The organism is Pseudoalteromonas sp. T1lg75, from assembly GCF_002964705.1.
GTDB lineage: Bacteria > Pseudomonadota > Gammaproteobacteria > Enterobacterales > Alteromonadaceae > Pseudoalteromonas.
The window spans coordinates 201,019-223,840 of record NZ_PQCD01000022.1 but is presented as its reverse complement, the minus strand read 5'-3'; the positions used below and the strand labels follow the sequence as shown (position 1 = coordinate 223,840).

22 protein-coding genes, 1 tRNA gene and 1 riboswitch are annotated in these 22,822 nt (G+C 48.4%); of the genes, 18 read left to right on the top strand and 5 right to left on the bottom strand.

Going from position 1 to position 22,822, the window contains the following annotated elements:
- Nucleotides 1-52: 52 nt before the first annotated feature.
- The 6 genes from C2M36_RS06385 (at nt 53) to C2M36_RS06360 (ending at nt 3,532) form a co-directional block, all read left to right on the top strand.
- Entirely contained in the window at nt 53-742 is a 690-nt protein-coding gene (locus C2M36_RS06385; RefSeq protein ID WP_105254262.1) for an HvfX family Cu-binding RiPP maturation protein, read from the top strand.
- 344 nt (nt 743-1,086) lie between these two features.
- Nucleotides 1,087-1,638 carry an NAD(P)H nitroreductase gene (locus tag C2M36_RS06380; protein WP_105254203.1) on the top strand — a complete coding sequence of 184 codons (552 nt, stop codon included), beginning with the start codon at nt 1,087-1,089 and terminating at the stop codon, nt 1,636-1,638.
- 187 nt (nt 1,639-1,825) lie between these two features.
- Entirely contained in the window at nt 1,826-2,203 is a 378-nt protein-coding gene (locus C2M36_RS06375) for a hypothetical protein (RefSeq protein ID WP_105254202.1), read from the top strand.
- A 69-nt stretch (nt 2,204-2,272) separates the two neighbouring features.
- A tRNA-Ser gene (locus tag C2M36_RS06370) sits at nt 2,273-2,363 on the top strand.
- Nucleotides 2,364-2,441: 78 nt separating this feature from the next.
- Nucleotides 2,442-2,819: a hypothetical protein gene (locus C2M36_RS06365; RefSeq protein WP_105254201.1), complete on the top strand. Its 378-nt coding sequence runs from the start codon at nt 2,442-2,444 to the stop codon at nt 2,817-2,819.
- A 95-nt stretch (nt 2,820-2,914) separates the two neighbouring features.
- Nucleotides 2,915-3,532: an FKBP-type peptidyl-prolyl cis-trans isomerase gene (locus C2M36_RS06360; protein ID WP_105190239.1), complete on the top strand. Its 618-nt coding sequence runs from the start codon at nt 2,915-2,917 to the stop codon at nt 3,530-3,532.
- A gap of 65 nt (nt 3,533-3,597) precedes the next feature.
- Here the strand turns inward: C2M36_RS06360 and C2M36_RS06355 are convergent, their stop codons facing one another.
- Nucleotides 3,598-4,101 carry a DUF2062 domain-containing protein gene (locus tag C2M36_RS06355; RefSeq protein ID WP_105254200.1) on the bottom strand — a complete coding sequence of 168 codons (504 nt, stop codon included), beginning with the start codon at nt 4,099-4,101 and terminating at the stop codon, nt 3,598-3,600.
- 108 nt (nt 4,102-4,209) lie between these two features.
- Between C2M36_RS06355 and C2M36_RS06350 the strand changes: the two genes are divergently transcribed.
- The 7 genes from C2M36_RS06350 to tcdA are packed head-to-tail and all read left to right on the top strand — an operon-like array spanning nt 4,210 to nt 11,533.
- Nucleotides 4,210-6,339 carry a DNA internalization-related competence protein ComEC/Rec2 gene (locus tag C2M36_RS06350; protein WP_158678862.1) on the top strand — a complete coding sequence of 710 codons (2,130 nt, stop codon included), beginning with the start codon at nt 4,210-4,212 and terminating at the stop codon, nt 6,337-6,339.
- Between the two features lie 59 nt (nt 6,340-6,398).
- Nucleotides 6,399-8,141 (top strand): lipid A export permease/ATP-binding protein MsbA, encoded by a 1,743-nt coding sequence (gene msbA, locus C2M36_RS06345; RefSeq protein WP_105254261.1) that lies wholly within the window; start codon nt 6,399-6,401, stop codon nt 8,139-8,141.
- Entirely contained in the window at nt 8,141-9,136 is a 996-nt protein-coding gene (gene lpxK, locus C2M36_RS06340) for a tetraacyldisaccharide 4'-kinase (protein WP_105254198.1), read from the top strand. The genes msbA and lpxK overlap by 1 nt, the downstream gene beginning before the upstream one ends.
- 1 nt (nt 9,137) lies before the next feature.
- Entirely contained in the window at nt 9,138-9,335 is a 198-nt protein-coding gene (locus tag C2M36_RS06335; RefSeq protein ID WP_105189700.1) for a Trm112 family protein, read from the top strand.
- Entirely contained in the window at nt 9,323-10,072 is a 750-nt protein-coding gene (gene kdsB, locus C2M36_RS06330; protein ID WP_105254197.1) for a 3-deoxy-manno-octulosonate cytidylyltransferase, read from the top strand. Before C2M36_RS06335 ends, kdsB begins: the two co-directional genes overlap by 13 nt.
- Entirely contained in the window at nt 10,069-10,734 is a 666-nt protein-coding gene (locus C2M36_RS06325; RefSeq protein WP_105254196.1) for a TIGR01621 family pseudouridine synthase, read from the top strand. The genes kdsB and C2M36_RS06325 overlap by 4 nt, the downstream gene beginning before the upstream one ends.
- 4 nt (nt 10,735-10,738) lie before the next feature.
- Nucleotides 10,739-11,533 (top strand): tRNA cyclic N6-threonylcarbamoyladenosine(37) synthase TcdA, encoded by a 795-nt coding sequence (gene tcdA, locus C2M36_RS06320; protein WP_105254195.1) that lies wholly within the window; start codon nt 10,739-10,741, stop codon nt 11,531-11,533.
- A 12-nt stretch (nt 11,534-11,545) separates the two neighbouring features.
- On the opposite strand, the gene C2M36_RS06315 is transcribed toward tcdA, so the two are convergent.
- The gene (locus tag C2M36_RS06315) at nt 11,546-11,959 is read right to left on the bottom strand and encodes a SufE family protein (protein ID WP_105254194.1); all 414 of its coding nucleotides are present in this window, start codon (nt 11,957-11,959) and stop codon (nt 11,546-11,548) included.
- A complete protein-coding gene (locus tag C2M36_RS06310) occupies nt 11,959-13,170 on the bottom strand; it encodes an aminotransferase class V-fold PLP-dependent enzyme (RefSeq protein WP_105254193.1) in 1,212 nt (403 codons plus the stop codon). Before C2M36_RS06310 ends, C2M36_RS06315 begins: the two co-directional genes overlap by 1 nt.
- 400 nt (nt 13,171-13,570) lie before the next feature.
- Here C2M36_RS06310 and C2M36_RS06305 point away from each other — a divergent pair, with 400 nt between their 5' ends.
- Complete coding sequence (locus C2M36_RS06305) at nt 13,571-15,208, top strand: DUF11 domain-containing protein (protein ID WP_105254192.1); 1,638 nt, start codon at nt 13,571-13,573, stop codon at nt 15,206-15,208.
- An 82-nt stretch (nt 15,209-15,290) separates the two neighbouring features.
- Here C2M36_RS06305 and C2M36_RS06300 read toward each other — a convergent pair whose 3' ends face one another.
- Together C2M36_RS06300 and C2M36_RS06295 are read right to left on the bottom strand one after the other, a co-directional pair.
- Nucleotides 15,291-17,105 carry an Ig-like domain-containing protein gene (locus C2M36_RS06300; RefSeq protein WP_105254191.1) on the bottom strand — a complete coding sequence of 605 codons (1,815 nt, stop codon included), beginning with the start codon at nt 17,103-17,105 and terminating at the stop codon, nt 15,291-15,293.
- A gap of 96 nt (nt 17,106-17,201) precedes the next feature.
- Nucleotides 17,202-17,285: riboswitch (cyclic di-GMP riboswitch) on the bottom strand.
- A gap of 518 nt (nt 17,286-17,803) precedes the next feature.
- Nucleotides 17,804-19,090: a citrate synthase gene (locus C2M36_RS06295; RefSeq protein ID WP_105254190.1), complete on the bottom strand. Its 1,287-nt coding sequence runs from the start codon at nt 19,088-19,090 to the stop codon at nt 17,804-17,806.
- A gap of 427 nt (nt 19,091-19,517) precedes the next feature.
- Here C2M36_RS06295 and sdhC point away from each other — a divergent pair, with 427 nt between their 5' ends.
- The 4 genes from sdhC to C2M36_RS06275 are packed head-to-tail and all read left to right on the top strand — an operon-like array spanning nt 19,518 to nt 22,734.
- Complete coding sequence (gene sdhC / locus C2M36_RS06290; protein WP_105254189.1) at nt 19,518-19,895, top strand: succinate dehydrogenase, cytochrome b556 subunit; 378 nt, start codon at nt 19,518-19,520, stop codon at nt 19,893-19,895.
- A complete protein-coding gene (sdhD, locus tag C2M36_RS06285) occupies nt 19,886-20,233 on the top strand; it encodes a succinate dehydrogenase, hydrophobic membrane anchor protein (RefSeq protein WP_105189707.1) in 348 nt (115 codons plus the stop codon). The genes sdhC and sdhD overlap by 10 nt, the downstream gene beginning before the upstream one ends.
- Complete coding sequence (gene sdhA, locus C2M36_RS06280; protein WP_105254188.1) at nt 20,234-22,006, top strand: succinate dehydrogenase flavoprotein subunit; 1,773 nt, start codon at nt 20,234-20,236, stop codon at nt 22,004-22,006.
- An 11-nt stretch (nt 22,007-22,017) separates the two neighbouring features.
- Complete coding sequence (locus C2M36_RS06275) at nt 22,018-22,734, top strand: succinate dehydrogenase iron-sulfur subunit (RefSeq protein ID WP_105189709.1); 717 nt, start codon at nt 22,018-22,020, stop codon at nt 22,732-22,734.
- The last annotated feature ends 88 nt before the right edge of the window (nt 22,735-22,822 follow it).

Genomic DNA, 22,822 nt, shown 5'->3' with positions numbered 1-22,822 from the left:
CGGGTCTTTGTGCTATATCATTAACAGCTTGTTTACTTACAAAGGTTGTACCATGCACACTCGAGTTGCCACTACCCACCAGGAAGCCCCGTTAGGGCCTCTGCAGGCCTTTGATGGCTTAGCGCCCTTGCTTATGCGATTAATTTTGGCGCCGGTGATGATCATCGCCGGGTTTACTAAATTGAATCTCGGCCAAAGTGATTTGCCCTGGACACAACGACTACTCGCCGACCCCAATGTTGTGGCCTGGTTCGGTAACAGCGATTGGGGCTTGGGGTTACCCTTTGCCGATGTGTTTGCGTTTTTGGCGGGTTGGGCGGAGTTTGCCGGCGGCTGGCTGCTCCTGGTTGGGTTGTTTACTCGCTTGGTTGCTATTCCTTTGATGATCACCATGGTGGTGGCGGCCACAACGGTACACTGGGATAACGGCTGGTTTGCCATTACGCCAACGGATACACAAACCAGTCCAGCGCAGGTATTGCACTGGGTTGGCATTGAAGCTGGCAAGGAAAGCCTCGAGAATTCAGCAGCAGCAAAAATGCGATTAGAGGTCATCAAAACTTTGGTCGCAGAGCATGGACGTCCCAGTTATCTCTATGAGCGCGGCAATATCGTTATTCTTAATAATGGTATTGAGTTTGCCGCTATCTATTTTGTTATGTTGCTGTCGCTGTTCTTTGTCGGCGGGGGGCGTTATGTGAGCCTGGATTACTATCTTGTGCCACGAAGACGGCGTACATAAGTCATTTGGGTCTGTTGACCTTTTCTGTTTGTTTCTGCAGCAGTTTGTAGTGAATTTATACAAGGCAGAGCAGGTGTGGTGTAGTTATTCTACACGAGCATGCGATAACACAGCAGAAATACACTACAAGCGCTGCCCTGTGGGTTCATCTAAACGCTTCCTGCTCTTTGTTGCTCACTAATTTACATAGAGTACTATGCTGCATAGCTCGCGTCGCGATCAGAATGCGTTTAGATTGAACATAAAGTAAACCGCAAAGATAAACAGACCCTAGGTTCTCTTATCAGCCTAGGGTGACTGTGGTAGCCTTAGGCAAAAGCACTTAAGAGAAAGAATTGCCCATCATGAATGCAACCGAGCTGTTATTAAATCGCCAATCAGATAGCCAATTATCTTACCCGGGTCCATCGCCACAGCAGATGGAGCTGATCCAACAAGCTGCACTTAGAGTGCCGGATCACGCCAACCTAGCTCCTTGGCAGTTTATTGTTTTAGAAGATGAACAACGGGATGCACTTGGCAGCATCTTTGTCAAAGCTGCGGTCGCCGAAGATATGGGTGAGCGCACCATAGAGCGGGCCGCGACGCTCGTGGATAGAGCTCCCATGGTGATTGTAAGTATCATGAAATACACCCCTCACGACAAGGTGCCGCGCGTCGAGCAAATAGCCAGTGCATCCTGTGCGACCTTCGCCATGCAACAGGCGGCATTTGCACAAGGCTTATCGGGTATCTGGCGTACCGGCGCTTTTGCGCAATCGCCGACAGTGAAGGCCGAGTTGGGGTTGAACGAGCAGGATGAAATTATTGGCTTCTTATACCTTGGCACTCCCACACTCGATTGTCCGAAAAAACGCCGCCACCAGGTGGGTGATTTCTTTTCTTCTGGTATTTAATCTCGCACAGGACGCCGTGCTGATGGAGCGAAAAAGCGGCGTCGTCATCTTAGATTAATATTCGCCCATTTATACTCTTTTTTTTGCTTAATTAATCACTTTGAGTGGTTTTTTATACCGTTATTTTTTGTTAGGCTAAGAAATGTACAGAATTGTAACCAACAAAATAATAAGAAGATAAGAGTCGATGGGTAACTTATTCTTAAGAGAAAAAGAGCGCTGGGGATTATGGTCATTTTGGGGTGTGGTCGGCGCTATGCTGACCACGTATGTGGCGATGGCCACTAAGGCGCCTTTATACATTACTCTGAGCGCCATGTGTGTTGTAATATTGGTATCCAGCTGGATGCTCTACAGCAAGCGCTACGATTTCTTGCGCGCCCTTAAGGTCACCGCCTATGTATTGTGTTTTAGTGTACTGCCGGCGTTGACTCTGCTGATTATTCCGGCGACAAAACAACAACGCGGTGAGTTGATCATCCAAAGCCTGCTGTTTGCACTGGTCGCCTTAATTGGCTGTGTGCTTTGTGCACTGGTAGCCAAGCGCCCCAAGCAATACTACTAAATAACAGTGTAAACGCTGGGCACATCGCTTTACTTTTACGGTAATAGCCTTTAGTATGCGCGCCATTGCGGAGAGATGGCAGAGCGGTTGAATGCACCGGTCTTGAAAACCGGCATGGGTTAATAGCCCATCTAGGGTTCAAATCCCTATCTCTCCGCCACCTCATTCTAAAAACCGCCCACGTGGCGGTTTTTTCGTTATAGTGTTTTGGATTCTAAGGCTTAATGGAGTTTACAAAATGGCAGCACCAATGATGGCAGCACCAATGCGCATTTTCTTTTGGCTGGCGTTAGCCTTCTTCTACGCCATGGGCTTGGATGTGGTTAACACCATGGTGCTCGATGCGCAGTTGAACCTGATCGCTCAGTTGGCCAGTTTTGCTGTGTTCAATGCTTTAGTTGCGCACCTGATAGTAAAGTATGAGACACAATTTGCAACCTTGTGTGCGCTCTTGGTCGGATGCCTGGGCGTGATCGGCTGTGGGGTTATCTTATGGCCCTGGTTTATCAATATGCCATATTGGCTGTGGGCTTATTTGATAGTGTCTTTGCTGGTCTTTACCTGGGCATGGCCTTTTGTGGCAAAAAGAATGGCCAATATATCGGCAAACAAATAACTATAGCGGCCGTTTTTAGGCGTAAGCCTGACGTACCGTCTTGAGTATGGTACCCTGTGCCCGAATTTTATATTTTCAAAAAGATGGACGATTTTATGTCTGATAAATTTACTACCCATGCAGATAAAGCCAGCTACGGCATTGGCCTGCAAATGGGCGAGCAACTTAAAGCCAACCCTTTTGATGGACTTAACCTGAACTCAGTATTCGAAGGCATGAAAGATGCGTTCACTGGTGAGAGCTTCCAAGTTGAGATCCCTGAAATTCAAGCTGCTTTCGAAAAGATCAATGCTGAAATTCAAGCACGTCGTGAAGAAGAAGCGAAAGTACTTGCCGCTGAAGGCGAAGCTTTCCTTGCTGAAAACGCAAAGCGCGCGGAAGTAACGGTTACCGAGTCTGGCCTACAGTTCGAAGTAATTGAAGCGGGTTCTGGTGAAAAGCCGACTGCTGAGTCAACGGTACGTACGCATTACCACGGTACACTAGTAAACGGCACCGTGTTCGACAGCTCTTACGAGCGCGGCCAACCTGCTGAATTCCCAGTGGGCGGCGTGATCAAAGGTTGGACCGAAGCATTACAAATGATGCCAGCCGGTTCAAAATGGCGTTTATACATCCCGCATGACCTTGCCTACGGTGAGCGCGGTGCCGGTGCAGCGATTGCGCCTTACTCAACGCTGATCTTCGATATCGAGCTACTTGAAATTCTATAATTTTAAGTGTGATAAAAAACCCGCTAATTAGCGGGTTTTTTTTGGTTCTAAATTCAGAGCTTAGGCTATTTACGTGCTTCCCAGGCCTTTTTCACACCCCGACACCATAAATAGTCAACTAAAATAAACCCTATCAGTGCAGCCAAAGCGCCACAGACAGCAGAGCCGAGCAAGAAGGCCGGGCCTATGGTGGTCAGGCTATCACTGAGCCATTGCCAACTGGGTTCAAAGTAAAACTCTTGCTGTGGGTGCCCGAGGATCCACGTACCTACCACATAAGAGCAATAGAAAATCGGTGGCATGGTTAGGGGGTTGGTGATCCACACAAGGGCAATGGAAAGCGGCAAATTAACGCGCAAGGGAATAGCGACGGCCGCGGCTAAAATCATTTGAAAGGGAACTGGAATGAACGCAAAAAATAAGCCAACGGAAAAGGCTCCGCGTGCCGAACGTCTATTAAGGTGCCAGAGATTAGCATCATGTAACAGCCGCCCAAAAATACGAAGCGATTTAAGCTGCTTGATCTTATTATGATCGGGTAAGAACCGTTGAATGGTTTTCTTCGCCATTGGATGGGGCCCTGTACATCTATTGCGCTGTGCAGTGGGTTTTCATTCGGCTGTATTTTGTCACTTTTCACCCCGTCACTGCCAGTACTTTTTACAATAATAGCCATATTGCTAGTTATTCGAACAGTAACTGGTTATTTTATCGGCCAGACCCGTGCTTGCCTCTGTGCACTCCTTTATACCTTAGTCTATTTTCAGGTGTTTTATCAGTGGCATGGACCCGAAATTGATAATCGGGTTCGCCACCTAGAGGGGCAGGTACTGGCACTGAGTGAATTGCCGAGCAGCCAGTTTGTCACGCTCAAGCTCACTCACCTTGATAAGTATAAGGTACCTTTTTATCAGAAGGTTATTATTAGCGTTCCGTTGACGACGGAAGTAGATGTGCCCCTGGGCGCTAGGGTCACAGCAACGACTCGGGTACGTGTAAAAAAATGGCGCCTTAACTTCTCCGTGCGCGATGCCCGCATTTACGGCTTTTTACATGGGCCGCACCTGGTCGCCTCAAAGCCCGTAGCCCTTAAAATTACTCAGGCTCCAACGCCAATAGCCCAGCGCTATCGACGTTGGCTGGATACGCATCTGCGCGACTTTCAACTGTATGGTGTCTATAAAGCCTTACTTAGCGCCGACAGAAGTGCTATTTCCGACCAAGACAGACAACTGTTTCGTGATACCGGCACCATCCATTTGCTGGCCATCTCCGGGTTGCATATCGCGCTGCTGTATGGGTTTTGTTTTTACGGTATAAAGCTGATGTTCTGGGTGCTAAGCGCCTGCTTCTATAAGGGACTGCGCCAGGCACTGCACATCAATACGGTTATCGCAGTGCTGGCGCTTTGTGCCTGTGCGTTGTTTGTCTTGTTATGTGAATTACCTATCAGTGCCCAGCGTGCCTGGCTGATGTTGGCGCTTTTTGTCGCCCTATATTTTAGTCGCTTACGTTACCAGTTAGGCCATAGTTTGTTGTTGGCCTTCACCCTGGTACTGCTTATCAATCCCTTTGCTCTGTTAGATGTGGGCATGTGGTTTTCTTTCTTTGCGGTGGCGGTGATTTTTATCGCCCTCAGAATGAGCACAGGGCGACATTGGCTGATGCGTTATCTATGGGTGCAGGTGGGATTATGCATCGGACTAGCGCCGCTGAGTCTGTTCGTGTTTGGCGGTTTCTCCAGCTCTGCAGCGCTTTTTAATTTATTGTTCGTACCCTTGGTTAGCTTTGTCTTGCTGCCACTGTTAATACTTACAGCACTTAGCGGATTTGCACCCTGGCTGATGGCGAGTTTAGGTGCCTTCGATTCCTTGGCAGTACAAGGCATAGGGTATCTGCGGCCATGGAGTGAGGTATTTTGGCTGCAAAGCGCTCACCTACCTGTGCTATTTGTGTTATCAGGCTATATTGCTGTGTTGGTGATGATACTAGTACGCTCCTGGTGGCCAGGTATCTACACCTTGGTATTGATAGGTGGCTTTACACTGATGGAGCGGGCCTGGGCACCGAGGTGGCAAATGGATGTGCTGGATGTTGGTCATGGCCTGAGCATAGTGGTCAGTCGTGGACGCCAGGCCCTGGTCTATGACCTCGGCGCCAGTTACTTTGGTCGCTATTCCATCGTCGATAATACCTTGTTGCCCTTTATTCAAAGTGAAAACCTCCGTCCCGAGCTAACCCTTATCTCTCATCGGGATAATGACCATGCCGGTGGGTTAGGGCATTGGCGTGCTGCGGGTTTTGGGCAGACCTTAGCGCAATTTCATCCCAAGGGTCGGTTAAGTTGTGCTCAGCAAACGATTCATTGGCATGGCCTGGAGCTCAGGCCTTTATGGCCAAAACGGCCCGGGAGCAATGATAATGCTAATTCCTGTGTATTGCTGATCTCTGATGGTCAATTTAAGGTGTTATTAAGTGGAGATATCAGCGTCAAGGAAGAACGCCAACTGGTCGCGCTAGGGACGTTGCCGACGGTGGATGTACTGGTGAGCCCTCACCATGGTAGCCGTACTTCTTCGAGTCGTGCCTTTATCTCTGCCCTCGACCCCGCAGAGGTTATTCATTCCAGCAGTGCACGTACCAACTGGCAGATGCCTCATCCGGAGGTGACGGCGAGGTATAGACAGGTGGGCGCAAGGCAATGGCAGACCAAAACCCAAGGAGGAATAAGGGTTGAGTTTTATCAGGATAAACTTGTCATAAAGGCAGCAAAAGAGCAGAAAAACTATTGGTTTATCACCGATTGAGTTTTGTTTTTTGCCGCGCAAAGCTACAATAGCCGCTAATGCGTGAATTTGAGAGTCTTATGCAACATAGCGCCACCCAAACCTATAAGCGCCTTTTAGGCTACGTAACCAGTTATAAGTCCGCTGCCATAGTCGCCATCATAGGTATGCTTGGCTATTCCGCCATGGATGCCACCTTTGTCTGGCTAATGCAGCCCTTTATTGATGACGGACTGACCGATCGCAATAGCACGGTATTAAGTTGGGCGCCTTATGTGGTGATCGCCTTGGTGCTCGGTCGTGGCACCTTTAACTTTCTGTCCAGCTATTGTTTGGCCTATGTGGGCTCTCAGGTGGTACGTGCTCTGCGCCAGGACTTGTTCGTGCACATGCTCAACTTGCCGGTGACCTTCCATGATAACCACTCCAATGGAGAGCTGATTTCTAAAATTACCTTTGATACCGAGCAGGTACAGCAGGCCATTACCAAGGCGCTTCTGGTTTTAGTGCGTGAGGGAGCCTATGTGGTGTTCCTGTTAATGGTAATGTTTAACGCCAGCTGGAAGTTAAGTCTTATCTTTTTGGTTATCACCCCCATCGTGGCTGTGATTGTGGCGGTTGTGTCAAAGCGTTTTCGTCGCATCTCCAAAAATATCCAAAATGCCATGGGCGATGTAACTCGCTGCTCTGAGCAAATGCTTGCCGGCCACAAGGTGATCCATGGCTTTAACGGCCAACAACTTGAAACCGAACGATTTGGCCGAGTTAACAACCTTAACCGTTTACAACGGGTAAAAATGGATGCCACTAAGGCCCTAAGCGTGTCGGTTATTCAAATTCTGGCGGCTTCGTCTATGGCGGTGATCTTAGTTTTAATCTCTATGCCAGGCATGATCGACAGCATCACCTCAGGCACCTTTGTGACCTTGATTTCATCTATGATGTTGATGTTGCGCCCGTTAAAGCAGTTGTCTAACGTCAATAGCGAATTACAAAGAGGGATTGCCGCGGCGCAAAGTATTTTTGCCGTACTCGATACCGAGATTGAAAAAGACAATGGCAAGCAGGAGCTTACCAAAGCCAAGGGCCATATCGAAATTAAGGATTTGTCCTTCGCTTACCCAAGCAATGCTGAGCCGGTCATTAAGAATTTGAATCTGGATGTAAAACCGGGGACCAATATTGCGCTGGTGGGACGCTCGGGATCGGGTAAGTCGACCTTGTCGAATCTGTTGCCGCGATATTACGATGTAGAACCCAGTAACGCCATTACCCTCGATGGTGTCCCACTGTGTGATTATAAGCTGCGCAGCCTGCGTCAACAGTTTGCCATCGTATCGCAGCAGGTGGTGCTTTTTAATGACACCATAGCCAATAACATCATGTATGGCCTCGACGCCCCACTCAGTGAAGAAGATCTGATTGATGTCGCTAAAAAGGCGCACGTCTGGGAGTTTGTAAAAGATCTGCCACAGGGGTTAAATACCTTGGTCGGAGAAGACGGGGTAATGCTCTCTGGCGGTCAGCGTCAACGCATTGCCATTGCCCGAGCCATAGTTAAAGATGCGCCAATTCTTATTTTAGATGAAGCGACATCGGCGCTCGATACCGAATCCGAAAAGCTGATCCAAAATGCCCTGGAATCGCTAATGCGTGATAAAACGGCCATTATCATCGCCCACCGTTTATCGACCATAGAGCAGGTTGATTGCATTTATGTCCTCGACCAAGGGCGTATTATTGAGCAGGGAACCCATCAGGAGCTACTTACTCAAGATGGCACCTATGCAGCACTGGCTAAAATGCAGCAGGGCGAGAATTAATGGCGGATACGGAAAACGGCTTCGGCAAACGTCTGGAGCGGGCCTGGTATCAAAAGGGTGACTGGCTGGCATACGTCATGTTGCCCCTTAGCGGACTCTTTTGGCTGTTAAGTTCGCTTAATCGGCTGTTATTTCGTCTGCAGATTAAAAAAGCGTATCGCGCCCCGGTGCCTGTCATAGTCGTTGGCAACATCAGCGTCGGCGGCAACGGCAAAACCCCCATGACTATTTATTTGGCTGAGTTGCTCAAGCAACAAGGCAAGCGGGTAGGGATCATCACTCGCGGATACGGTGCCCAGCCGCCCTATACTCCCTTTATGGTTGATGGCCAATGCGACACGCAAACAGGGGGCGACGAGCCCGTGTTATTGGCGCAACGCACCGGGTGTCCAGTGATCATCGGTGGTGATCGCCGGGCCAGCATCGAGAAAATGATGTCCGAACATCAAATTGATGTCATTATCAGCGATGATGGCCTGCAGCATTATGCTTTGGCCCGAGATATTGAACTGTGCATCGTCGATGCCCAGCGGCTATTTGGCAATGGCTTGCTGATGCCCGCCGGACCACTGCGCGAAGGGCAGTGGCGATTAAAAACCGTCGATCTCGTTATTTACAACGGGCAAGCGGGTGAACAGCAGCCGGCGTATCGGCTGGCGCCCAGTGGTATGTTCGGCGTTGCCGATGATAGGAGTATCACGCCGCCTTATACACCGGGCGTGGCCGTCAGTGCCATAGGCAATCCGCAGCGCTTTGAGCGCAGCTTGGTACAGCTCGGCATTGAGCTTACCGGCTATCGCCATTTTCGCGATCATCATCAATATCAAAGTGCCGATTTGCCTAGCAAGGGCGCGGTGTATATGACCGAAAAAGACGCGGTAAAATGTCGCGCCTTTGGCCATCGGCAATGTTATTATTTACGCGTTGATGCCAAGGCCAATGAGGCACTGAAGCAACAATTGCACAGCCTACTTAAACGTAAAGGGGTCATTTAACATGGCGTTTGATACCAAGTTGTTAGAAATCATTGCTTGTCCGGTTACCAAGGGCAAGCTGCATTACGATAAAGAAAATCAAGAACTGATCAGCACCGCTGCCAAATTGGCCTATCCGGTTCGCGATGACATCCCCGTCTTACTTGAAAGTGAAGCGCGGGAGCTGAGCAGCGAAGAGGTAGAGAAGTGGAATTCGTAGTTATTATTCCTGCTCGATATGCTTCAACTCGGCTGCCGGCCAAGCCGCTGGCCGAAATCCATGGTAAGCCGATGATCCAGCATGTCTATGAGCGAGCTCAGGCATCGGGAGCCAGGGCCGTGTATATTGCCACCGATCATCCTGACGTTGAACAAGCCTGCTCGGCGTTTGGCGCAGAGGTGGTAATGACCCGCGAAGACCATCAATCGGGCACAGAACGCCTGGCCGAGGTGGTTACAAAGCTTGGCCTCAGTGACGACACCTTGGTTGTTAACGTGCAGGGTGATGAGCCGATGTTGGCGCCTGAAAATGTTTCCCAGGTGGCTCGACTGCTTGATGGTAATGATGCGCCCATGGCGACCTTATCGACACCTATTGTCGATGCCGAAGAAGCGCTAAACCCCAATGCCGTTAAGGTAGTGAGTAATACCAGCGATAATGCCCTGTATTTCTCGCGCGCGCCTATCCCGTATCATCGCGATGCTCTATTGGCAAAACAATGTGAGTTGGACTTTAGCCATATGCAACGTCATATCGGCATTTACGCCTATCGGGCCGGATTTATCTCGCAATACATTGAATTGGCGCCGTCACCCATTGAAAAACTCGAGTCGCTGGAGCAGTTACGGGTGTTATACCATGGTTACACCATTAAAATTGCCGAGGCCGAAGTGGTGCCCTCTGCTGGTGTGGATACACCTGAAGACTTAGCGCGTGTGATTGCGGCCTTACAATGAGTTCATTGCAGCTGGTTGCCAAAGAGCGCGACTTTATCGTCGTCAACAAGCCTGTGGGTATGAATTTTCATAGCGAAGATGAGGCCCCAGGTTTGGTCGCCTTGGCCACTGAGCAATTCGGGCTGAAGCTATTTCCGGTGCACCGTCTTGATAAGGTCACTTCTGGTCTGGTGTTACTACCTACAAGCTCAGAGGCAGCGGCGCAATTTACCGAGCTTTTTACCAGTCGCCGAGTGAATAAATACTACCTGGCCCTGGCCAGTGATAAGCCAAAGAAAAAGCAGGGCTGGGTCAAAGGGGATATGGTCAAGGCGCGACGCGGTGCGTTCAAGCTACTAAAAAGCCAGGAAAATCCAGCCATCACCCGGTTTTATTCCTACTCTTTGGCACCCAAGGTGCGTGGTTTTGTGCTGAAACCTTACAGCGGTAAAACCCATCAGTTGAGGGTGGCCATGAAGTCTCTGTCGGCACCCATTATTGGCGATAAGCTTTATGGTGGCTTGGCTGCGGATCGCACGTATTTGCATGCCTATGCATTACAATTTGAATATCAACATCAGAATTTTCAATTCTCTATGCCACCAGGCCAAGGGGAGTTAAATCAGTATATGACAGAACTCACCCGTCAATTTGCCGAGCAGCCGTGGCAGTTAGAGTGGTAGACACATGACACAAGATTACGAACTTAGGTTTGGTGGCATTAGCCGCCTTTATGGTCAACAGCAATCACAATGGTTAAGCGAAGCGCATTTTTGCGTTATTGGTATAGGCGGCGTGGGTAGCTGGGTGGCCGAAGCGCTGGCCCGCACTGGGGTGGGCAAACTGACCCTGATCGACTTAGACGATATTTGTGTCACCAATACCAACCGACAAATTCATGCCCATAGTAACAGTGTTGGTGAGGCCAAAGTGGATGCCATGAAGGCGCGCTGCGAGCTGATCAATCCTGCCATCCAAGTCAATGTTATCGACGACTTTATCACCCTGGATAATTACCGAGAGCATATTCAAGGCTTTGATTATGTGATCGACGCCATCGACGCAGTAAAAGAAAAGGCGGCCTTGATAGCCCATTGTAAGCGCAACAAGCTGCCTATTATTACCACAGGTGGCGCCGGCGGGCAGACTGACCCAAGTGAAATCAAGTTTGGTGATGTTGCCAAGACCACCCATGATCCCTTATTGGCAAAGGTACGCTATATCCTGCGCAAGCAATATAACTTCAGCTCCAACCCTAAGCGCAAATTCGACGTGGATTGTATCTATTCAACTGAGCAATTGGTATACCCGGATGGTCATGGTCAGGTATGTAAGGCCAAACAAGGGGCAGACTCAAGCATGAACATGGACTGCGCCACCGGCTTTGGCTCGGCGACCATGGTCACGGGCACATTTGGCTTTTTTGCCGCCGCCAAGGCGGTGCGCAAATACTTGGATAAGCGCGCACGCCAGGCAAAATAGTCTGCGACTTTTTTAAAGGTGCTGTTGTGCGAAGGCGTTAATCTGCTGCACTATGGCACGAATGCCGTTTCCTCGTGATGGGCTTAGGTGTTTTAGTAAGCCAAGCTCATCAAATTCCTGCTCGGCGTCAATGGCAACAACTTGAGCCGGCGTCTTGTTACGGTACATAAGTAGGATCACCGCCAATAATCCCTTCACGATTCGGGTGTCAGAGTCGGCAATGATCAGCAGTTGGTCTTCTTGCGGGGTGAAGTCGATATACATCCACACATTACTCTCACACCCGGCAACCTTGGCGTCGTCGACCTTTAACTCACTCGCCATCATGGGAAGCTCTTTACCCAGTAGCATAAGCTCGCGGTAGCGCTGCTGCCAACTGCCAAGGGCGATAAACTTGGTTTTTAACTCATCAAAACTGGCAAGCATCAGGCTATCATCTCCAGGGTATTGGCCAGTGCCGCAATAAAGGCATCCACATCGGCCTGATTGTTGTAAAACGCCAGGCTTACTCGTACCGTCCCGTTTACACCGATCGCCGACATAAGTGGTTGTGCACAATGGTGGCCATGGCGCAGGGCAATGCCTTCCATATCCATCAGCGTGGCTAAATCATAAGGGTGCTCCCCTGAGACCACAAAACTGATGGTGCCTATGTTGCTATTCATATCCCCAAGAATCTGCACCTGACTAAACTGGGCTAGTTGTTTTTGCAAATAGGCGAACAACTGCATTTCATGCTCGCGGATCTCGGTCATATCAAGGGTGTTGAGGTAATCGATGGCGGCGCCAAAACCTACCACGCCGGCGATATTGGGGGTGCCGGTTTCAAATTTGCCCGGTGGCGGATTAAATTCTGCTTGCTCAATACTCACCTTGGTGACCATTTCGCCGCCGGTTTGAAATACTTCAAGCGCTTCCAGGCATGGGTAACGGCCATAGAGGCCGCCAATACCCGTGGGGCCGAGGCATTTATGGGCGGAAAACACGAAAAAATCACAGTCCAAGGCTTTGACATCGGGGCGCAGGTGCAACAGGGATTGGGCACCATCGACCAAGGTGAACGCATCATATGCTTTGGCTGCCTTGATAAGCGTTTCTACCGGCTGGATATTGCCAAGGGCGTTGGAAGCCTGACTGATGGCCAATACCTTAGGTTTTAATTCCTTAATCAGCTCAAGCGCCTGCTCGGTCTTTATGATCCCTTCGTCGTCCACCGGGATGGCACGTAAGCTAGCGCCACTGCGTTTGGCTAATTGTTGCCAGGGCACTATGTTGGCGTGATGTTCAAGCTCGCTGATGAGGATCACCTCATCTTTGCCGACAAGAGGAGTGAGTCCGTAAGCGACGAGGTTGATGGCTTCGGTCGCCCCCTTGGTCCACACCAGTTCGTTGGCATGGCAATTGATGAATTGGGCGACCTTAGCGCGGGATTGTTCGTAGCATTTTGTAGCGTCACTACTGAGTCTGTGGGCGCCACGGTGTACATTTGCGTTGCCATTTTCATAAAAATGACTAACGGCGTCTATCACACATTGGGGCTTTTGACTGGTGGCCGCAGAATCGAGATAGACTATGCCCTGTTGTTGGTGGTGATTAAGGGCAGGGAAGTCGCTGCGAATGGCCTCGATATCAAACATAAGGGCGGTAAGTCACTTTTAGCGCGAAATTAATGGCCGATATTGTAGAGAATTGCATGTGATTGGTAAATATAAAGGCCAGCAATTAAGCTAGGTGGACAGAGTGTAACACTTGATGGATTTGCCTGATCGCACTTCAAGTGCATGAAAAATAGATGAGTATTCACGCCATTATTTAAAAAGTGTAACACCTACCTCTATCTCAATCCAAGCCTCACAAATTAAATCATTAAAAATCAACCAATTAGATACTGGCTTGCTTTATGCTTCTATGGGCACTCAACCTCACTCGTAACACAGTGAGACACATACTTGCTCGCTTTTTAGCTGATTTTTGAGGCTAGTAAAAAAGTATTGCAGCGAGTGGGGTTTATGTCAACGATGTGAGAGGAGTGTACAAATGAAGATGCTAAATCTTAAACAAGGAGCTCTGTCCCTGTGTATTGGGGCGGTGATCTCCTTGTGTTCCCCACATGCGTATGCAGTGCATGATAACGGAATATTTGAGTTGGAGGGTAACGCGGTTCAAGACGCTATGGCCGCTCCTTATGATTGGGAGACCTTATACAATGGAGGTCTCAATAACGGTGGTAACGCCAATGCTTTCACCGGCATAGTCAATGATGAGCCCAATGCCAGTGGCGTGGATGACTCTATATTCACGGGGGGTCGTAAAGATATCCAGGATATAAGTGACTGGGGACACAAGTCGGGTAGCTCACCGGATAAGGATGAGATCACCAACGCCTATGCGGCGGCCTATAACAATGCGGCCGGCGATACCATTGTTTATTTTGGTGCCGACAGGATCTCAAATAAAGGTGATGCCTTTATGGGATTCTGGTTCTTTAAGAAACACATTGAAGCCAATCCAGATGGTTCGTTTATGGGTGAACATACCAATGGCGACGTTTTGGTACTCACCAACTTTCCACAGGCTAATAACGCCAGTCCCGAAATCAGAGTGGATGTCTGGGATGATACCTGTGGCAAGGCGGCAAACAATAACCCGTCAGTGGGTGAATGTGACGCCAAAAACCTAAGGCTATTGTATAAAGGCGCTGCTATTTGTGGTTCTGAAAGTGATGACCTAGTTTGTGCTATCACCAATGACGAGGGTGGTGCATATGACCCCACTAATTCGCCTTGGCCTTACCAGTCTAAAAACCACCCGGATCCAAATGTGTTTCCTTATGAGTCCATCTTTGAAGGAGGCATTAACCTAACCCAATTGGTCGGCGGTGATAATTGCTTTAGTAGTTTTATGGCCGAAACCCGCTCATCAAGTGAGTTTACCGCGACATTGAAAGACTGGGTGTTACGTGACTTCGAGCTTTGCAGCATAGATATCACCAAACAGTGTGGGCAAGGTCAAGTAAATGAAGCAGAAGATGGTTATGTCTATGAGTACAGTGGTGTGGTTACCAACGACGGTTCGGGCACCTTGTATAATGTGCTAGTTACAGACCTAGAAGCTGGTCAAACACATGCTCTTGGTACTTTAGCGAAAGGCGAAACTGCAAACTACAGTGGAACTTTTGAGAGTACCTCTCCAGAAGGGTTTATCAATATGGTAGAGGTGAGTGCATCGGCCACACCAGCTGGCGCATCCACAGTTACCGATACTGCGAGTAGCGAATGTGATCCTCCTAGCTTGTCAGGTGAGATTAGCGTATCGAAAGTATGTGAGTCCAACTTTGTTGAAACAAACGCAGGAGTCATAGCTAAGGTCAGTTTTTCTGGGCAAGTCTGTAATATTACTACAGAGGCTCAGCCACTAACCTTGGCCAATGTCTCTGTTACAGATGACAAAGGAGACGTATACGCGGATTCTGAGATGACTATCCCATTTGGTACGGTGGAATTAGAGCAGGATGAATGTAAGCCTTACTATGGTAGTTATATACCAACTGCCTTTGAAGAAAGTGGTCAAATTTTCAAAGATACAGTGCTCGCAACGGGCGAGTTAAAGGTTACAGGTGATCCCGTTCAAGATACTGCTTTTGCAACCTGTCCTATTTGTCCAGAGGGGGAATAGATAACTAGCAGGGATGTAAACTAAGGAGATAAATCGTTTCAATTTAAAAGCCTAGCGGTAAATTCGCTAGGCTTTTTTTGTCTTATTTATTTTTACCTCGGCCAGGCTTAGTGGCTCCCCCACCTGTATCGCCTTTTTGCAGTGCAATACTAACATTGGCCGTTGCGCTGGTGATGCCGTCACTAATGGTATAGCTGAAGCTATCGCTGTTTTTAAAGCGCTTACCAGGGGTGTAGCGTACGGTTCCATCCGATAATAATTCGACACTGCCTTTGCTGGCTCCGCTTACCGTTACTAGCCTAACCGTTTCAGGCTCTGACAGCGTATCGTTGGCCATAACGTCGACAATAACTGAGCTTAGGCTGGTGATTGCCACCTGGTCGTCATTGGCCTTTAGTACAGGTGTAATCGGCAATTCACCCGATGAACTGATAACAGTGTAAGCGACCTGTGTGCTTGCTACCTTGTCGCTATTGCTTGCATTAATTGTTAACGGATAGGTGTTGGCTGCGGCATCTACAGCCGAGGTGACACTTAGCGTAACGTCTACAGATTCACCTGGCGCAAGAGATACCTGCTCACTGTCGGCATACCAGCCCTGTGGCAAGAGCGCTCGCACGTCAATAGTGGAAGTGCCACAGCTATTTGAATCTCGATTGGTTACACTCACCTTGTAGCTAACTTGAGCTCCGGCACTGACTTCAGTGGAGGAAAGTGGCGTAGCAGATAGGCTAGGTGTCTGCGCCGCACAGCTTGTTTGACCAAAGGTGACGCTCACCTCGGCCTTTCCATCTTGTGCGCTTATCAAACTAATGGTTGCGCCAGATTCTGGATCTGTAAAGGTGCCTCCGACGGGAAGGGCCGGATCTCCCCAGTCTTTATAGCCCGTTTGTTGCTCATAATAAGAATTGGGCTTCATATGCAGTAGCTGACTACTGTACGCGTCTCCCTCGGTTGCCTGGCGCACGACAATACCGGCAGTAACATCATCGCGAAAAAAGCTGTAAGAGCGGTCAGCGAGAAAATCATCGTGGGCGATTGCTTGGCGATACTCGACATATAACCAACGCTGTTTGCCGTTGGCATCAAGGCCACGGGGAATTTTAATAGCAATTGGTTGGCCATCGTTTTCTTCATAGGCGCCGAGGGAGTAGGTACCTGTGCGCTCGGCCACACTAATTTCCGGTGCAACAGAGGAAGTCATCCAACCTAAACGCTCCTTTTGGAAGGTACTAAAGTAGCCCATATCATCATTACCCATGGTGTCATAACTATCGCCATAAGAAATTGTACGACAACTGCCGCCAAGTACTCCATCGGTGCAGTTCAAAGCATTTGCATGGCGCAGCCCTAGGTTATGTCCCAGCTCATGGGCTAATACTCTAGGTTCTCTGGCACCATTTATGATTACTCTCGAAGGTAAACTGGACGTGGTTGCAGAGCCCTCAGTAGCACAGCCATCGCCGGTGGTGAGATAGACAAAGCGCGTATAGCCTGAGAGGTCGATACCTTTAGCCTGAGCTTGTTTTTTGGCTTCCTCTTCGAGGATGTAAGAGGTATTACAATCCTGATTAGACAAGGGCACGGTAACCAGGCCTCCTACCTCGCCAGTAAACCAAAGCTGTCCGTATGAATTCGCCTTGTAGTAATCATTGATGGTACCGAACATCAGTTCACGGGCTTCTGCGCTGGTCATAGGCTGCTCCGCGGGGTTTTCCTGGAAGTTAACCATAAGGACCAGGGTTTTTTGCTCACCGGTTGTAGAAGCCAGGGAAGAGGCCGAGTAAGCAACACCGGATAGGGCCATTACGCTTGGGAGAAGATATTTGGCAATGGTTTTGCCCCCATCGTTAAGAGCTGGGAGAAATGCTGTTAGCTTATTGGAAGATTGTTTCATGTTTACCTACATCAAAATAGCTCAGCGATACAGCGCAACAAAGCGAATAAAGTGTTCGTGCATGAAAACGGGAAGAGGGAGATGACATATCATCGCCTCGGCAACTCCGCTGCCTTAGACAATGTCCTTAGGCCGGTCGTTTTGCGTATCAAGGTTTCCCTTAATTTGCCTTTTTCTAGCTAACAATATCTGTATGCTTGAGCGTAAAATTAGTAAAAACGGCTTTTAAGCTCATATCAGTAAGGAAGTGCCTGTTGTTTACATTCCATACGATTCGTGGAGGGATGGTATAAAAAATGATCAGCTCAAGCAAGTAATCTAAGGGAGAATTTTTAATGTTTTTTCATTAGATTTTTGAAGGCTGAAAAAACGTTATGAAACTCAATTAGATGCTGAAAAGATAGGCAGGAAATTAGATCAAGATATAGAGTTTAGATAGGCACGAAATAAATTTATATATTTACAAGAACATTCAGTAAGGCTTCATTTTCACCATGAACCAAACGGGGTGATAATTAGTTTTTGGTTCTATAACATATTGATTTTAAAGATTTTAAAGATAGGAATTTTGTTTTTTCAGCTTTCGTTCATTTTACTTTGCAAAAGCCCCAAAAAACAAAATCGGCTAAAGAGAATTCTTTAGCCGATTTCATCGTAGTTAAGTAGATGTTTACTACTTAGTGCCTACAGCAGGGCGCTTAACGCTTATCCTGGCTTACGTAGTCACGCATAGTTGCGCCTTTGTATAGCTGACGTGGGCGGCTGATCTTGTGACCAGGCTGAGATAGCATTTCATCCCAGTGTGAGATCCAACCTACGGTACGGGCCATGGCAAAGATAACGGTGAACATGCTGGTAGGAATACCGATAGCCTTAAGAATGATGCCTGAGTAGAAGTCTACGTTCGGGTATAGCTTCTTCTCAACAAAGTACGGGTCTTCTAGGGCGATTTGCTCTAGGCGCATAGCTACGTCTAGTAGTGGATCTTCGATGTTAAGCTCTTTCAGTACTTCGTGACAGGTTTCACGCATTACTGTAGCGCGTGGGTCGAAGTTCTTGTAAACGCGGTGACCGAAGCCCATTAGACGGAACGGGTCGTTCTTGTCTTTGGCTTTAGCAACGTATTCGTCGATACGGTCAACCGAACCGATTTCTTGTAGCATGGTCAAGCAAGCCTCGTTAGCACCGCCGTGAGCAGGGCCCCACAGTGACGCGATACCGGCTGCGATACATGCATAAGGGTTAGCGCCAGAGGAACCAGCGATACGTACTGTAGAAGTCGACGCATTTTGCTCGTGGTCGGCGTGAAGCATAAAGATACGATCCATTGCTTTCGCTAGCACTGGGCTTACCTTGTATTCTTCAGACGGTACGGAGAACATCATGTGTAGGAAGTTCTCCGCGTAGCTCAAGTCGTTACGTGGGTAAACGAAAGGCTGACCAATGGTGTATTTGTACGCCATGGCCGCGATAGTAGGCAACTTAGCTACCAAGCGGATTGCGCTGCGCTTACGCTGTGCAGGGTCGGCAATATCCAGGTCCTGGTGGTAGAAAGAAGACATAGCACCAACCACACCACATAGCATCGCCATTGGGTGAGCATCAACACGGAAGCCCTGGAAGAAAGCGGCTACTTTCTCGTGAACCATGGTGCTTAATGTGATTGAGTTTGAAAATTTCTCAAGCTGTTCTGCGGTAGGCAGTTCGCCGTTAAGAAGAAGGTAGCAAAGCTCGGTGTAGTTTGAGTTTTCTGCTAGCTGGTCGATAGGGTAACCGCGGTGTAGTAGTACACCCTTGGCGCCATCGATGTAGGTGATAGATGAGTCACAAGAGCCAGTCGACATAAAACCTGGGTCATAAGTGAAGTAACCGTGAGAGCCCAAGGTACGAACGTCGATAACGTCTTGACCCGCTGTGCCTTCATAAATTGGAAGCTCGATCGGGTCGTGTCCATCGATATGAACTGTGGCTTTCTTATCTGCCATCTATTTATCTCCTAATAAGAATAACAAGCTGCTGCTGTTATGCGTGATACTAATGTTAAGCAAATTGCGATCATTCTAACGTACAAGAGGGGTAGAAAGTCAATTTTAATGCATATTCGTATAATAAATATTCCTCGCAGATTAAATATTATACCAATGGCTAATTCGCAAACCTGCGAGACTAAACAAGAATTGTAATATCCTCTACAGACTTATATACTGTCTGAGGTTCAATACCGTAACGTCTTTGAGTAAACCGATTATGACAAATCAGTGGAAATTCGCTTTAAAGTCGAACACCTAAAGTGAATTTTTCGCATGTCTGCGGTTTATTTCTGTGAGCGCATTTATGCAGTGATGCATAAATGGTTATAAAAACAATGTAGATGGCTCTATTTTTCAATGTGAGCAAGATGGGCAAGTAACTGTGAAAAAGCAAAGACCTGTAAATCTCGATCTAACGACCATCTCTATGCCAGCAACGGCCAAAGCTTCAATTCTTCACCGCGTCACCGGTGTAGCAATGTTCTTTGCCTTGACCTTTGTGATTTGGGCATGGGCTGAGTCTTTATCTTCTCCGGAAGGATTTGAATTTGTCAAAAGCCTGTTAACCGGGTTTGTTGCCAAATTTATCGCCTGGGGTACCCTCACCGTTCTTTCGTATCACTTCATCGCAGGTGTACGCCACTTAATCCAAGATTTGGGTCCGTGGAAAGAATTAGACTCAGCTAACGCGACTGCAAAAGCTGGTTTCGTGTTGTGGGTAATTGTTGCTGTTTTAGCGGGAGTTTGGCTATGGTCTTAAATCAAGCATCTCTTAAGCGCAATGGCGTTCAGGATTTCGTATCTCTTCGTGCTACCGCGTTAGTAATCAGCGCATATGCACTCTTTATTATTGGTTATCTGCTTTGCACTCCAGCACTAACCTATGAAGCATGGTCAGGCCTTTTCGGCAACCTAGCAATGAAAGTGTTCACGCTTGTGGCACTGACTTGCATCATGGTGCATGCACGTATCGGCCTTTGGCAGGTACTAACTGACTACGTAAAGAACGCTCAACTACGCGCGTTTCTTGGCTTCGTACTAAACCTTATGGCGCTTACTTACGTAGTAATCGGCCTATTCGTTCTATGGGGTGTTTAAGTGAAATATTCAGTTCGCGAATTTGATGCGGTAGTAATTGGTGCCGGCGGCGCAGGTATGCGTGCAGCACTGGCTATCACCGAATCGGGCAAGTCTTGTGCTCTTATTTCTAAAGTTTTCCCAACTCGTTCTCACACGGTATCGGCGCAGGGTGGTATCACCGTAGCGCTAGGTAACTCGCACGAGGATAACTGGGAATGGCACATGTACGATACCGTTAAAGGTTCTGATTACATCGGTGACCAAGACGCTATCGAATACATGTGTAAAACAGGCCCGGAAGCGATTACCGAGCTAGAAAACATGGGTCTTCCATTTTCACGTTTTGAAAATGGCCGTGTTTATCAGCGTCCTTTCGGCGGTCAGTCGAAGAATTTTGGTGGTGAGCAGGCTGCGCGTACAGCAGCTGCGGCAGACCGTACAGGTCACGCACTTCTTCACTGCCTATACCAGCAGAACGTTAAGAACAAAACCAACGTATATTCTGAGTGGTATGCACTAGATCTAGTTAAGAACGACGACGGTGCCGTTATGGGTTGTACAGCAATCGACATCGAAACCGGTGAAGTGGTTTACTTCAAGTCTAAAGCGGTCGTGCTTGCAACAGGTGGTGCAGGTCGAATCTTCGCCTCTACCACAAACGCACACATCAACACAGGTGACGGTGTTGGTATGGCAACGCGTGCCGGCGTTTCAATGCAAGACATGGAAATGTGGCAGTTCCACCCAACCGGTATCGCCGGTGCCGGTGTACTGGTAACGGAAGGTTGTCGTGGTGAAGGTGGTTACCTTCTAAACAAAGACGGCGAGCGTTTCATGGAGCGTTATGCGCCAAATGCTAAAGACTTGGCATCACGTGACGTTGTTGCTCGTTCAATGATGACTGAGATCCGTGAAGGTCGTGGCTGTGAAGGTCCTTGGGGTCCTCACATCAAACTTAAGCTAGACCACTTAGGTGAAGAAACGCTTAACCTACGTCTTCCTGGCGTATGTGACCTGGCGAAAACATTCGCCCACGTAGATCCTGCAAAAGAGCCAATTCCAGTTATCCCAACCTGTCACTATATGATGGGTGGTGTACCGACTAACGTTAATGGTCAGGTTCTGAACATTGATGATGCTGGTAACGAAAAGCTGGTAGAAGGTCTATTCGCGGTAGGTGAAATTGCCTGTGTATCTGTACACGGTGCTAACCGTCTAGGTGGTAACTCACTGCTTGACCTTGTAGTATTCGGCCGTGCCGCGGGTAACTTCCTAGGTACTTACCTGAACGACTACCAAGCGCAGCGTGAAGCTTCAACTGACAACATTGACGGTGCCCTTGCGCGCTTCAATCGTTGGGAAACGTCTAAACCTGGTCAAGGTGAAGACCCAGTGCAAATTAAGAAAGACCTACAACAGTGCATGCAGCTTAACTTCTCGGTATTCCGCGAAGGTGATGCTATGGCGACTGGTCTTAAAGAGCTTAAAGAAATCCGTGAGCGTCTTCAGTTCGCCCGTCTTGATGACAAATCAAGCGACTTCAATACTCAACGTATTGAATGTCTAGAACTAGATAACCTGATGGAAACTGCTTACTCGACAGCGGTTGCTGCAAACTTCCGTACCGAGAGCCGTGGTGCACACTCACGCTTCGACTTCCCAGAGCGTGATGATGACAACTGGCTATGTCACAGTATCTACAACCCTGAGACAGAGCAGATGTCAAAACGTGACGTTAACTACGCGCCTAAGCTACGTGAAGCGTTCCCACCTAAAGCTCGTACTTACTAGGAGAGATGACGATGGCAACTTTAGAATTATCTGTTTATCGTTACAATCCAGATGTGGATAACGCACCGCGCATGCAGGACTACACCCTAGAGGTGGAAGAAGGCCGCGATATGATGGTGCTTGATGCCTTGATTCTGTTAAAAGAACAAGATCCAAGCCTGGCATTCCGTCGTTCTTGCCGCGAAGGTGTATGTGGTTCTGACGGTGTTAACATGAACGGCAAAAACGGCCTTGCCTGTATCACGCCTATTTCTGCGTTGCAGAAAAACGGCAAAGGTAAGGTAGTTATTCGTCCACTTCCAGGTCTACCGGTAGTGCGCGACCTCGTAATTGATATGACTCAGTTCTATACCCAATACGAGAAAGTGAAGCCGTACCTAATCAATGACACGCCGGCAGCAGGCGAGCGCCTTCAATCAATTGAAGAGCGTGACAAGCTTGACGGCCTATACGAGTGTATCTTGTGTGCGTGTTGTTCTACTTCTTGTCCGAGTTTCTGGTGGAACCCAGACAAATTTATTGGCCCAGCTGGCTTGTTACACGCTTATCGCTTCTTGGCGGATAGCCGTGATACAGCAACCGAAGAACGCTTGGCCGATTTGGACGACGCATTTAGCGTATTCCGTTGTCACAACATCATGAACTGTGTCAACGTGTGCCCGAAAGGCTTGAATCCGACTAAAGCGATTGGTCAAATCAAATCAATGCTTCTTAATCGTTCTGTTTAAGGGCATAATAACGCAAAGAATGGCTAGACATCTGTCTGGCCATTCTTCGATCACTTACTCAATTACTGAGTAGGCTAGACAATGTAAA

Bases quoted from the DNA above. Each gene is read 5' to 3' on its own strand.
- tcdA (WP_105254195.1), top strand. From the start codon at position 10,739: ATGACACAAGATTACGAACTTAGGTTTGGTGGCATTAGCCGCCTTTAT.
- C2M36_RS06305 (WP_105254192.1), top strand. From the start codon at position 13,571: ATGAAGATGCTAAATCTTAAACAAGGAGCTCTGTCCCTGTGTATTGGG.
- msbA (WP_105254261.1), top strand. From the start codon at position 6,399: ATGCAACATAGCGCCACCCAAACCTATAAGCGCCTTTTAGGCTACGTA.
- C2M36_RS06360 (WP_105190239.1), top strand. From the start codon at position 2,915: ATGTCTGATAAATTTACTACCCATGCAGATAAAGCCAGCTACGGCATT.
- C2M36_RS06375 (WP_105254202.1), top strand. From the start codon at position 1,826: ATGGGTAACTTATTCTTAAGAGAAAAAGAGCGCTGGGGATTATGGTCA.
- C2M36_RS06325 (WP_105254196.1), top strand. From the start codon at position 10,069: ATGAGTTCATTGCAGCTGGTTGCCAAAGAGCGCGACTTTATCGTCGTC.
- C2M36_RS06385 (WP_105254262.1), top strand. From the start codon at position 53: ATGCACACTCGAGTTGCCACTACCCACCAGGAAGCCCCGTTAGGGCCT.
- C2M36_RS06295 (WP_105254190.1), bottom strand. From the start codon at position 19,090: ATGGCAGATAAGAAAGCCACAGTTCATATCGATGGACACGACCCGATC.
- C2M36_RS06355 (WP_105254200.1), bottom strand. From the start codon at position 4,101: ATGGCGAAGAAAACCATTCAACGGTTCTTACCCGATCATAATAAGATC.
- C2M36_RS06275 (WP_105189709.1), top strand. From the start codon at position 22,018: ATGGCAACTTTAGAATTATCTGTTTATCGTTACAATCCAGATGTGGAT.
- sdhD (WP_105189707.1), top strand. From the start codon at position 19,886: ATGGTCTTAAATCAAGCATCTCTTAAGCGCAATGGCGTTCAGGATTTC.
- C2M36_RS06335 (WP_105189700.1), top strand. From the start codon at position 9,138: ATGGCGTTTGATACCAAGTTGTTAGAAATCATTGCTTGTCCGGTTACC.
- C2M36_RS06365 (WP_105254201.1), top strand. From the start codon at position 2,442: ATGGCAGCACCAATGATGGCAGCACCAATGCGCATTTTCTTTTGGCTG.
- C2M36_RS06315 (WP_105254194.1), bottom strand. From the start codon at position 11,959: ATGCTTGCCAGTTTTGATGAGTTAAAAACCAAGTTTATCGCCCTTGGC.
- C2M36_RS06310 (WP_105254193.1), bottom strand. From the start codon at position 13,170: ATGTTTGATATCGAGGCCATTCGCAGCGACTTCCCTGCCCTTAATCAC.
- lpxK (WP_105254198.1), top strand. From the start codon at position 8,141: ATGGCGGATACGGAAAACGGCTTCGGCAAACGTCTGGAGCGGGCCTGG.
- C2M36_RS06300 (WP_105254191.1), bottom strand. From the start codon at position 17,105: ATGAAACAATCTTCCAATAAGCTAACAGCATTTCTCCCAGCTCTTAAC.
- C2M36_RS06380 (WP_105254203.1), top strand. From the start codon at position 1,087: ATGAATGCAACCGAGCTGTTATTAAATCGCCAATCAGATAGCCAATTA.